The 11,326-nt window shown below is 34.5% G+C and carries 15 protein-coding genes and 1 pseudogene; 8 read left to right on the top strand and 8 right to left on the bottom strand.

The window, feature by feature from the left end; genetic code table 11:
• Positions 1–208: 208 nt before the first annotated feature.
• From OK344_RS13260 to OK344_RS13225, 8 genes are all read right to left on the bottom strand, one after another.
• The gene (locus OK344_RS13260; RefSeq protein WP_228460372.1) at positions 209–307 is read right to left on the bottom strand and encodes a single-stranded DNA-binding protein; all 99 of its coding nucleotides are present in this window, start codon (positions 305–307) and stop codon (positions 209–211) included.
• A gap of 534 nt (positions 308–841) precedes the next feature.
• Positions 842–1,681 (bottom strand): DUF8464 domain-containing protein, encoded by an 840-nt coding sequence (locus tag OK344_RS13255; protein ID WP_024564046.1) that lies wholly within the window; start codon positions 1,679–1,681, stop codon positions 842–844.
• A 115-nt stretch (positions 1,682–1,796) separates the two neighbouring features.
• Positions 1,797–2,033: a hypothetical protein gene (locus OK344_RS13250; RefSeq protein ID WP_265145207.1), complete on the bottom strand. Its 237-nt coding sequence runs from the start codon at positions 2,031–2,033 to the stop codon at positions 1,797–1,799.
• A 63-nt stretch (positions 2,034–2,096) separates the two neighbouring features.
• Positions 2,097–3,221, bottom strand: a complete 1,125-nt coding sequence (locus OK344_RS13245; RefSeq protein WP_265145206.1) for a hypothetical protein — start codon at positions 3,219–3,221, stop codon at positions 2,097–2,099.
• 50 nt (positions 3,222–3,271) lie between these two features.
• A complete protein-coding gene (locus OK344_RS13240; protein ID WP_265145205.1) occupies positions 3,272–3,499 on the bottom strand; it encodes a hypothetical protein in 228 nt (75 codons plus the stop codon).
• A 51-nt stretch (positions 3,500–3,550) separates the two neighbouring features.
• Positions 3,551–4,261, bottom strand: a complete 711-nt coding sequence (locus tag OK344_RS13235) for a hypothetical protein (RefSeq protein WP_265145204.1) — start codon at positions 4,259–4,261, stop codon at positions 3,551–3,553.
• Positions 4,262–4,263: 2 nt separating this feature from the next.
• On the bottom strand, positions 4,264–4,515 hold the full coding sequence (locus OK344_RS13230) for a DUF3853 family protein (RefSeq protein ID WP_024564041.1): 252 nt from the start codon (positions 4,513–4,515) through the stop codon (positions 4,264–4,266).
• Positions 4,515–4,799, bottom strand: a complete 285-nt coding sequence (locus OK344_RS13225) for a DUF3853 family protein (protein ID WP_265145203.1) — start codon at positions 4,797–4,799, stop codon at positions 4,515–4,517. Before OK344_RS13225 ends, OK344_RS13230 begins: the two co-directional genes overlap by 1 nt.
• Positions 4,800–4,932: 133 nt before the next feature.
• Here OK344_RS13225 and OK344_RS13220 point away from each other — a divergent pair, with 133 nt between their 5' ends.
• The 8 genes and pseudogenes from OK344_RS13220 to OK344_RS13190 all read left to right on the top strand — a co-directional run bounded on the left by OK344_RS13220 (position 4,933) and on the right by OK344_RS13190 (position 11,090).
• A complete protein-coding gene (locus tag OK344_RS13220) occupies positions 4,933–5,382 on the top strand; it encodes a hypothetical protein (RefSeq protein ID WP_088264813.1) in 450 nt (149 codons plus the stop codon).
• Between the two features lie 2 nt (positions 5,383–5,384).
• Complete coding sequence (locus OK344_RS13215) at positions 5,385–6,074, top strand: hypothetical protein (protein WP_265145202.1); 690 nt, start codon at positions 5,385–5,387, stop codon at positions 6,072–6,074.
• Positions 6,075–6,090: 16 nt separating this feature from the next.
• Entirely contained in the window at positions 6,091–7,356 is a 1,266-nt protein-coding gene (locus OK344_RS13210; RefSeq protein WP_116095221.1) for a site-specific integrase, read from the top strand.
• A gap of 112 nt (positions 7,357–7,468) precedes the next feature.
• The gene (locus OK344_RS13205) at positions 7,469–7,816 is read left to right on the top strand and encodes a hypothetical protein (RefSeq protein WP_265145201.1); all 348 of its coding nucleotides are present in this window, start codon (positions 7,469–7,471) and stop codon (positions 7,814–7,816) included.
• Positions 7,817–7,880: 64 nt separating this feature from the next.
• Positions 7,881–9,284 (top strand): dihydrolipoyl dehydrogenase, encoded by a 1,404-nt coding sequence (gene lpdA, locus OK344_RS13200; RefSeq protein ID WP_265145200.1) that lies wholly within the window; start codon positions 7,881–7,883, stop codon positions 9,282–9,284.
• Between the two features lie 118 nt (positions 9,285–9,402).
• Entirely contained in the window at positions 9,403–9,819 is a 417-nt protein-coding gene (locus tag OK344_RS13195; protein WP_265145199.1) for a cytochrome P450 family protein, read from the top strand.
• Between the two features lie 68 nt (positions 9,820–9,887).
• Positions 9,888–10,121, top strand: a pseudogene (locus OK344_RS13485) (IS982 family transposase); the annotation flags it as partial.
• A 72-nt stretch (positions 10,122–10,193) separates the two neighbouring features.
• Positions 10,194–11,090 (top strand): cation diffusion facilitator family transporter, encoded by an 897-nt coding sequence (locus OK344_RS13190; protein WP_072410598.1) that lies wholly within the window; start codon positions 10,194–10,196, stop codon positions 11,088–11,090.
• Positions 11,091–11,326 lie beyond the last annotated feature (236 nt).

Genomic DNA, 11,326 nt, shown 5'->3' with positions numbered 1-11,326 from the left:
TTGTTTTCTCTAAGCTCTTCTACACTCTTTTTTTTGTTGCCATTTTACTGATTTTTAATTAGTTTTACAAAGTAACTAAATATAGCGCTGAGAAAGCTACCGAAGGTTTAGTTCAACATTGTATTGGCAAAATGCGGGATGAAGTCTTGAATTGAAAAGCCTAAATATTTAGCCGCATATGCTTTTCAATTCCACTTTTTTTAGTAATTTAGTCATTGGGTGCTACCGAAAAGTTTACGACCTGTTTATCGTTTTTCAAGGTGTTGATTTCTGCATTTTTGGTAATTCTACCTACGATTGTGTTCATAATCTTAAATTTTAAAATGTTAATATTTTGTTAATTTTTGTTTTGTCAAAGGTCAAATGTTGGGAGTGAATTGATTTGGTATCGAGGACACTCGGCATTTTTCTTTTTTTATATTAAGTTAGAAAACAGTATTTTTTGCTGGATTTTTATTGTTTTTCCGTTGATTTCAAAGAACGTCTATGGTTGATTTGATTCGTACAACTGAGGTTCCGGCTTTTTCTTTGCCCATGAACATAGGACGGCACCATCCATACAAAACCCGATTCGGTTCCGCTGGATAAAGGCAGAAAATTCCGAATCGGGCTTGAAATCTTTTTGTCCGAAGGATTTAGGAGTGTCTGGAAAAATTGTTGGAGCTTGTGGAAAGAATTTTTTTAGAAACCCAAAAAGATTTTTTTGTGTGGGTGGTGCCGTCCTACATTTGCAAACGTAAAAGCCCAACCGCAGTTGGGAAACTTAATCAATGGACGTGGTTGTTAATGGAAAACTAAAGGAAATTCATTGGAAAATGGTTTCTCCAATGATTTAAACTGATCAAATATTACAAAACCACTCGTTCAAGTCCTTAAAATTATGATAAATTAAAGAGCAATCCTCTACATTTTTGTATTGACTTTTAATTTTTAATTTAACCGATTTCCCATTCTTATCATTGTCTAGAAAAAGTGAAATTTTCTCATATTGTTTCAGTTTTTCTTCCACCTTGAAAAACATTGCGGTTGAATTTAAAGTCAAGTAATCACAGTTTGAATTATCTGATTTGTCTAAATTTCGGTAGGTCAGATAATCGAAAAAGCCCTCAAATATGAGAATCTCGTTCTTGAGATTGTTATCATTAACAATCAACGTCACATCCTTTTTTCCCAAACATATTTTTGACTGTGGATTGCGAATCTCAAAACCTCCGGACTTATTCTGAAATCCAATTCCGAAATATTTTCTTCCTTTCAATTCGTAGTGAATTTCCTTAACCCTATGCTTTTGCTCAAAAACTCTTCGGGACTTCAGATACTGAATTAATGCAGGATGCTGGATTTCTTTGATTTCTAAAATCTGATTGCATGTTTGACCAGTAGTTTCGTGATATTTTATTTCATTTTGAACTCTAAAATCCAATGTTGAAAGGCATTTCAATGCTTCTGAAACGGAACATTTCTTTATCTGTTGGACAATTGAAATCACATCGTAACTTTTTCCATTTCCAAAATCGAACGCCTTGTTTTTGACAAAATCGACCGCCAGACTTGGAATTTTTTCCTCCCGGTCCAACGCAAAATAAAACGCAGTTTTCGGATTTTCTTTGACCGGAAACAGCCCGAACGACTCCAAAACCGCCCGAATTCCGACGTTTTGCTTGACTTTTTCGCAATTCATTTTTTTTCTTTTAATGCAAATTACTTATCCACATTTCCCTTTTAAATAAAAAAGACTTTTAATTTACTTTTATATTACTTTTAGCAAACGGCATTCTTCTTTTGCCACAAAGGATTTAATGTTGTTTTTCGGTGAGTTCAATTCCGAAAACTAGTGAGTTCAATTCCGAAATCTGGGTGAGTGCAATTCCGAAATAAAGCCTGTTTTGGGGTGAGTGCAATTCCGAATCGATTTTTCCATTTATTCTGATAACCGTAGTTATCCACAAAACAGCTAGGTTATCCACAATTTTTGTGTTTTCTAAATCTTCGGGTGAGTGCAATTCCGAATTCGATGCTGTTATTTTGTTCATTTTTAACATTTCTTTAACTTTAGTGAGTGCAATTCCGAATTGGTGGTGAGTGCAATTCCGAAATCAGACAATCATCGGATAGCCATTAGGGAATATTTCTCCCATTTTTGTATTTCTATACAAATGCTTGATGTGTGCCTGAATTTCAATAAGAAATTTTTGACCTTTAAAGTCGGTCGATGCTATCTTTCTCATTCTGCAGTTCCTAATAAATTCCTTGAAGGCTCTTTCAATCAGTTCCCTTGTCTGCTGTATATTTTCGTATTGATGGAAAAACTGGACTGTTTCGGCTTCGTCTAATCTATATCGTTTTTTGAAATAGAGCAATCTTCGGTTAATTTTATGACTTTGGTTAAAATTCTCTTGGTTTGATTCTATAAGTTTTTTTGCTTCTTCAAATGGATGAGAAAATCCTTTGGTTAAGATAGGAACAATAAATATGGAATCCTTTTCATACCTGTATTGGAAAGAAAAACTATTGTATCTGTCGAGATTGATTTTGATGGGCTTTAGAAATTTGAAGCAGAAATCTTTGGTATTTTTATAATTTAACCCAAACTTTTTATTGAAATTACCCAGCTTCAGCATTGTTCCCGATTCGGGAATTTTTGAAAGCCAGATGGAGAAAATAATGTGTTTGTTGTTTCTGATATTATACACCAGATGATAGAGTACATAATTATATTCGGGAATAACCAATAATTTTTTCAGCCAGTAACTGCTAATTAGAAATGTGGTAAAACCTCTTTGGTCATAGGTTGGCGTAGAAATAAGTCCGCCAAATGTTTTGATTTCTTTCCCTTTTGAATTAAGCGATTTGTACCATCCCATCTTAAATTTGGCGAGAAATTCATAGGCATCCACAACCTGCTTTGTGGAACCACTCGGAGAAATTTTACTGTTCCGGATTTTGATGGAGGCGAAAATGTTATTTTCTGTTTCAAATTCTTCATCAAATAGGGAAAGTTGCTTCGGACGGTCTTCGGGACGAAACTGTTCATTGCCGATAATTGCAACGATATTGAAAATGACTCGAAGCGCATTGATTGGGATGTCCGCCGCTTGTTGGTCATCAAAAATAAAGTCGTCCACGAAATGGTTTCCCAGCCGAATCTTGTCGGGAACTTTTTCTCCCTTGTCCTCAAACTTCTTTCGGACATGGCGCAAATCTTTTTCAGATAAAGACATTTTCTATTCTTAATGTTCCTGATTTCTTATTTCCTGATTTCAGATGGTAATTATTTGGTTCGAACAGTTTTCTTTACTAGTTTTATTTTCTCACTTTTCAGTGTTTTGTCTCCATCAATGAGACTGTAGTGTTTGTAGGAATCAACACCAGTTGCTTTGAACACCCTTTTTTCGGCTTCTCCTATATTGGGGATCCTCACTTTCTGGATACCCAGATATTCGTAAGATATTTTATTGATGGTTACTTTTTGACCAGGTTTTAAGTCAGATATTTTCATTGTTTTAAGTTTTTACGATTTGTTAGAAATGAAATCGACTTTTTATTGATTTCATGATGTTTTCGGTCGTTTGATATTTGGAATGGAATCGACGGAAACCGCATCATCTTTTTTACTATTCTTCAAATAGGGCAGGATACTTTTTAATGAGGATTTCCAGTTGGAAATGGGTCTTCCAGAACTATTCCGCCAGTCGTTTTCTAACCACGAATGATATTTTTCTTCAATTACAGAGTCCAAAAGAGGCTGATAATCCTCTAAAGTTGTTGCAAACTGAATAAATTCTTCCAATTCGGGAATAATTTTTGACTTGCTGCTTTTGGAAGTATCAGTAATGGAAACTTTATCACTAGATTTACTGATTTTGGGAACAACTTCCTTGGACGAATCGCTTCTCTTTAAAGTTTCATGTTTTTCAACAATCTCCAAACTTGGTACTTTTTCGATTTTTTCCTTCTCTATTTTCTCCAGTATGGGAATATCAGATAAGTAAATTAACAGAATTCTGTAATTACAAGGAAATCCACTTTTGGACTCAAATTCAACAAGACCCAACTCGCGAAGTTTATCTTTGGTCGGTTTTACGGCTTTTCTAGTTATTCCCAATGCATTACCGAGTGCAACATCGGAAATAACGACCTTATAACTATCGTTGTCCTTTCCTAATTTCAAAAGGTACAGATAGAGCGAAATTGCCGAAGAACCAAGTCTTGCCTTCTGATTGAAGTCCCAAAATCGGTCGATAAGTTCCAAGTAATACATTTCTAACTGCTTGCAAAAAGTTCTATAGCCTTTTTCTTGTCGATGATGATGATGTTTCCTTTCTGAATGATGGCTTCATCCAAAATTCCTGAAGATTTAATCTTGGATGCTTTTGAAATGGAACAGCCCAGAATTTTTGCCAAACCTTTTAAACCGTATTCATACATATTTTCAGAATTTAAATTTTTAGATATCTCTAAAAATTCTTTTACGGTCAGATTGCAAAGAGGTGTTTGTGGGGTTATGTTTTCCATCAGCTGTTATCTTTAAAAAGTTCTAATGCTTTTTCCGAATCAATGATAATTTTTCTCCCATTTTGAATGATGGCGTCATCAAAAATTCCCTTACTTTTCAATTTTCCTGCATGATTTTTAGAGCATCCCAATATTCTTGCTAATCCAGAAAGACCGTAAACATACTTTTCATTAAATACCTTTTCTTGTGTGGGGTTTTCTGATGATTCTTGTTTTCTGGCATCTAAAATTTCCACAAATTCTCCTATGGTCAATTGCCAAATTGGTCTATTATAATCTTCCATTTTGAAATTTTTATTGTAATTTATTCTAAAAAAACACTTATTTGTATATATTTAACTATATTTGTATTGCAAATATAGAATAAATATTGAAACATATCTATATTTTAATCTCAAAAACAAAAAAAATTTAAAGATGACTATAACTGAAAGATTGCAAAATTACATGACCTACAAAGGGTTAAACCCCAATAAAATCACTGTTGAAGCTGGTTTGTCTGTTGGTTTAATTGGCAGAGCTATAAAAAACAACTCGGGACTCAACTCAGATACTATTGAAAAAATACTATACACTTATCCCGATTTGAATCCGGAGTGGTTTATTTCGGAATCTGGTGAAATGCTAAAAACCAACAACCAAAACATTAATAATAATGGCTCAGGAAATAATGTAAACAGTAACATTAATGGAAATATTAGTGGAAATGTTACTATTTCGCATAGCGAGTTTTCTAATATGATAGAACTTCAAAAAGGCTATCAAGAAATACAAAAAGAACTAACAGAAAGATTGAAAACCAGTCAAGAGCAACTATCGGACAGCATGAGACAGGTTACTATACTTCTTGAAATTTTAAAAAAATAACTATGAAGAGGATTTTAATAATTAGTGCTATTTTATTTGGGGGAATCGTGATTGCTCAGCAGAAGAAAAATGCTTTTAATAATTGGAAAAGTAGAGATAGAGATATTGCACAAAAGGTTTTTTCAAAATACCAGGAGAAAGAAAATAAAAAATCAGATGATGAAAAAGCGGATTTGATAAAAAATCAAAGAAAGTTGAAAATTGAGATAGTAAATGCGGGGGACTTTGAGAAGTACAATCAAAATATGTGGCTTGGTATTGTAAAAGTGAATAATGGAAATTTAGAACAGATTGTTAGTAAAAGTAATACGGAAATTTCAGTTGTTACAAATACTATGGGAACGAATAATTGGAAAGATGAAGCGGGAGGCTTAAATTATAAGTCTTTCAATGAGTTAATGAAGATTTCCCAAGAGTTTACAAATTATAGAAATGAAGCAGGAATATCAGAAAATTCATTAAAGCCCATTGAATTTATTGAAACCAGCGAACCTGTTTTATATTTCTCTTTAAAAATCTACACCCATAAAGGCGGTTCAGAGCAAACAACTTCTTCAGCATTGTCCAAAACAATAAATGTCTATGCTGACAATCAACTTATAAAAACTTTAAAATACTCCTTAGATGACTTGATTAAAGCAGAAGGAGTGTCAATACGGGACTTTAAATTGGGCTCTATTGAAGTTCAATAATTCAAATTTTTCTAATATGAATATAAAATATCACGCTCAATTTCTTCTTGATAGGGAAAAAGACAACCCTACTGCAAAACTGCGATATCGTATTAAGTGGGATGGCAATATTGTGGCTTTCAATTTGGGATATAGAGTAGAAATACAAAAATGGAGCACAGAAACACAACGATGCAAAGCCAATACAACTCACGGGAACAAAAAAGTCTCGGCAAGTGTTATAAATAGAAAGATACAACTATTTGAATCCGCTTGTGAGAAAACATTTCAGAAATATGAAATTGATGATTTGATACCTAACCAAGACCAGTTTAGGGAATGGTTTAATGTTGAGATTGGAAGAACGCCTAAGGAAGAACTGAAATCTGAAAAGAATTTTTTTGAGATATATGATATGTTTGTTAATGAAGAATCAATTAACAGTCAATGGAATTTCAGGACTCTTCAAAAAATGAAAACGCAGAAAAAAGTATTGGAAGAGTTTGACCATGATATTTCGTTTGAGAAATTTAATGAGCAATATCTTTCAAATTATCAGCGATATTTAGAAGGGAAGAATCACAAGAATTCAACAATTTCAAAAGAGCTTGCTGCATTGAAGTGGTTTTTGAAATGGGCTATGAAGAAAGGTTATACAAAAAGTGGAGAGTTTGAAAAGTTTAAACCAAAAATTAAAAATGTTCAAAAGAAAATCATTTTTTTGAACAAGTCTGAGTTAAAGAGATTTACTGAATATGAAATACCTACGGATAAAAGCTATCTTGAAAAAATAAGAGATGTTTTTTTATTTCAATGCTTTACGGGATTGAGATATTCGGATGTGTTTAATTTGAAAAGATCTGATGTAAAGGACGGTTACTTAGAGATAACAACACTCAAAACAGCAGATAATTTGATAATAGAATTGAATAGTTATAGCCGAAAACTTCTAAACAAATATATCGATGTAGAATTTGAGCATAATAAAGCTTTGCCTGTAATCAGTAATCAAAAAATGAACGATTATTTAAAAGAACTAGCTGAATTAGCTGAGATAGATGAACTAGTTACCCAAACTTATTTTAAAGGTAATGAAAGGATTGAAGAAGTTTTACCAAAATATTCACTTATGAGTACTCATGCTGGAAGGAGAACCTTTGTTTGCAATGCTTTGTCTTTGGGAATTCCACCTCAAGTGGTTATGAAATGGACAGGACATAGTGATTATAAGGCAATGAAGCCATATATTGATATTGCTGATGAAATAAAAGCAACAGCTATGGAGAAGTTTGATTCTTTTTAACGAAAATCTTTCTCGCCTAATAAGTGAATGAACAAAAATTCCTTGAAAGAAAAGTTTTTTTTAATAAGTTTAAAGTATCTTTGAAGATTGTGTACTAATCGTATGTAGTAATATGGCAACACTTGATATTCTTGAATTTCTTGATTTAGGTAGAGCAAAGTCTATTCAATCCGATAGTGAAAAACTATCGGATAGTGAAGCTGTTATCCTAAATGAAGTAAAAGAAAAAGATTTTGGTGTTGATTTAATTTATTTCAATACAGACGAAGAAACCAATAATAGTTTTCCTGCTGTTTTTCTGAAAAAAGTTGCAAATTTCAATGATGAAATATATTTAAAAGACATTGCTGAAGCACAACGTAAAATTTGGAACTACAAAAAAGTATTGTTTCTGTATGTATATTCGGAAACGGAAATCCGTATCTACAATTGCTCTGAAAAACCACTTACAGAAAACTGAATTCTCGTGACCAAAGGTCAGGTTCAGGTTTTTTCTACCTTAACTAACTTAAAAAAATACGAATATGGAAAAATTTGATGTAACTATTATAGGGTCTGGCCCGGGTGGGTATGTAAGTGCCATCCGTTGCGCCCAATTGGGATTAAAAGTGGCCATTGTTGAAAGGTACAGCACGTTGGGCGGTACCTGTCTTAACGTGGGCTGTATTCCGTCAAAAGCTTGGTTGGAAGCTTCTGAGCATTACTACAAACTCAAGCATCAATTCGAAAAATTTGGGATTGATGTTAAAGAGGCCAATGTCGATATCCTGAAAATGAACCAAAGGGTTCAAGATGTGGTACAGGAAATCATCAATGGCGTTGATTATCTGATGAAAAAGAACAAGGTCACCGTTTATGAAGGCCACGGTATCATCAAGGATAAAAATACTATTGAAATTAAGGGCGAAGATAAAACGGAAACCATAGAAACCGATAAAATCATCATTGCCACCGGATCCAAACCCGCTTCACTGCCCAATATTGAAATCGATAAAAAAAGGATAATCTCTTCCACCGAAGCCCTTGCCCTACGGGACATCCCCAAGCATTTAATGGTCGTTGGCGGCGGCGTTATCGGGGTCGAGATAGGTTCCGTATTCGCCCGCTTGGGTTCAAAGGTTTCTATAGTAGAATATTTTGATAGCCTTATTGCCACTATGGATGGCGCACTGGGACATCAATTGCACCGTTCCCTAAGGAAACAGGGAATTGATTTTTATTTGGAACATAAGGTGACAAATGCAACGGCAACTAATGGCAAAGTGGCGTTAAATGCGGAAAACCTTTCCAATAAAGAAGAAATGAATTTAGAAGGCGATTACTGCCTTATGGCCATTGGCCGAAAACCATACACCGCCAATTTAGGGCTTGAAAATATAGGAGTGGAAACCAATGAGAAAGGACAGATAAATGTAGATGAGAACCTCGAAACCAATGTCAAGGGAGTATATGCCATTGGGGATGTAATCCGAGGGGCAATGCTTGCCCATAAAGCCAGTGAGGAAGGCGTTTTTGTAGCCGAACGGATTGTTGGCCAAAAACCCCATATCAAATATTCGCTTATCCCAAATATCGTGTATACCCAACCAGAGGTTGCAGGAGTAGGATTGACAGAGGAAGAATTGAAGAAGGCCAATAAAACTATAAAAACAGGATCTTTTCCATTCAAGGCCAATGCAAGGGCAAAAATAAGTATGGATACCGATGGCTTTATCAAGGTTATAGCCGATAAACAGACCGATGAGATATTGGGCGTGCATATGATAGGCCCCCGCATTGCAGACAGTTATACCGAAGCGGTGGTGGCAATGGAGTTTAGGGCATCTGCCGAAGATGTTGCACGGATGTCGCACGGGCACCCCACATTTTCCGAGACCTTTAAAGAAGCCTGTCTGGCAGCTACCCAAGACAGGGCATTGCATATTTAATATAGGAGGGCTTTGTATTAAATGATGCAGTAGCTGTAATTCAACATAACTTAAATTGTATTAAGTATCAGTTACTGGTCTAAAAAATGAAAGATTATTTTTTAAAGATGTAAAGAACATGACAGCTATTCCGAAAGGCAAAAACTTTGATAGTAGTTTGATACTACTTCGTGACGGCTATGAATTTATTCAGAAAAAGCGTGAAAAGCTTGGGACTGATATTTTTAGAACCCGCTTAATGTTAAAGAAAGCAATTTGCATCAGTGGAAAAGACGCCGCGGAGGTTTTCTATGATACTGAAAAGTTTCAACGCAAAGGAGCTACTCCTAAAAGGGTGCAAAAAACATTATTCGGCCAGAAGGGCGTCCAGACATTGGATAATTCAGCACACAGGCAAAGAAAAGAAATGTTTATGTCTTTGATGAAACCGGATAGCCTTCGAAGGTTCCTGGAATTTCAAAAAAGCTACTGGGAAACATACATTAGTAAATGGGAGAAAGAAGAGCAAATTACCTGTTGTGCATTTACAAATTAAATAAAAAAAAAGATTGTTCAATTGACTTAAAAGTCGTATATTTAATTGACTACCAATCGATTAAACAAATGAACAATCTCATTCAAAACTACAAAATTATTTTAAAAGAATTGACAATAACTTGCAAACATATCACAACGCAGAAGCAAATTAGGACTCCAAAGATGTCTGATTTGGAACTTATAGCACTTAACATAACCGCTGAATATATGTCAATAAATTCTGAATTACAGTTGTTTAGATGCATTTCAGGAACGGATTTAGACGGAAGGATTGAAAGAAGTACAGATGATCAAAGAAAATGATATTCCTGTTAAAAAAGAAAATAATACTTACTTCGAAATGTAGAGTCAATCTAGTAAATACATAAAATTATGAGCGACACAAATAAACAGACTGGATCTGCATCAAGCAGACATAAGAAAAATTTACTCATCGTCCTAGCACTAAGTGGTACTTATCTTATTGCTGAAGTCATTGGAGGAATTGCAACAAAAAGTCTTGCATTGCTTGCGGATGCTGCTCACATGCTAACAGATGTTGTCGGTTTACTCCTAGCATTTATTGCAATCAAAATTGGTGAGAGAAAGGCTAGTCCTGAAAAAACATTTGGGTACTATCGCACAGAGATTTTGGCTGCTGTGATTAATGCTGTTGTGCTATTGGGTATCTCATTATTTGTTTTATATGAGGCATTTCAAAGATTTAAAAATCCTCCTGAAGTGCAAAGTGGCTCCATGATGATCGTTGCAGGAATTGGTTTTGTGGTCAATATCATCGGTATCCTTATCATAAGAAAGGACTCCAATGAAAGTCTTAATATGAAAGGTGCTTATTTTGAGGTCTTGTCGGATATGCTGACATCCGTAGGAGTAATGATCGCAGGTGTGATAATGCTGACAACACAATGGTATTACGCAGATCCGATCATTTCTGCGGCAATAGGTCTATTAATCATTCCCAGAACCTTAAAGTTGCTTATGGAAGCGGTTAATGTCTTATTGGAAGGTACACCGAAAGATGTAGATATCAGCAAGCTTAGAGCATCACTGGAAGAACTCCCGGAAATCAAGGGACTCCACGATCTTCATGTTTGGTCTCTTACGTCAGGCGTTAATGCCATGAGTGCTCATGTGATTGCAGATGAAAATAAAAATCGCAACGAAATCCTGAAAATATTAACAGACAAAGTGACAACAGATTTTAAAATAACCCACACCACTTTTCAAATCGAATATGAAGGCTATGATGAAAGTGTAATACACTTATAGATGAACGGTAAAAATAGATTGATAATAAATAAAATCTAATGGTTAGTTCTCTATCACATAAAATTGATTTCAAAGGATAATAATGTTTTAATCACTTATAAAACTTGTTTATGAGACTAATTAGTCGCTCCTTAAACCGCCTATAATTTACTGATTATTAGTATTTTGGGTTTAAAATAGCTTGTTTTTTATTGCAAGAATTTGTATCTTAGAGCTTTAAAACCTTGCAAATATGT

The sequence above is a fragment of the Kaistella yananensis genome (genome assembly GCF_026107505.2).
GTDB lineage: Bacteria > Bacteroidota > Bacteroidia > Flavobacteriales > Weeksellaceae > Kaistella > Kaistella yananensis.
The sequence above is the reverse complement of the archived record's forward strand: the minus strand, read 5'-3'. Positions and strand labels throughout refer to the sequence as shown.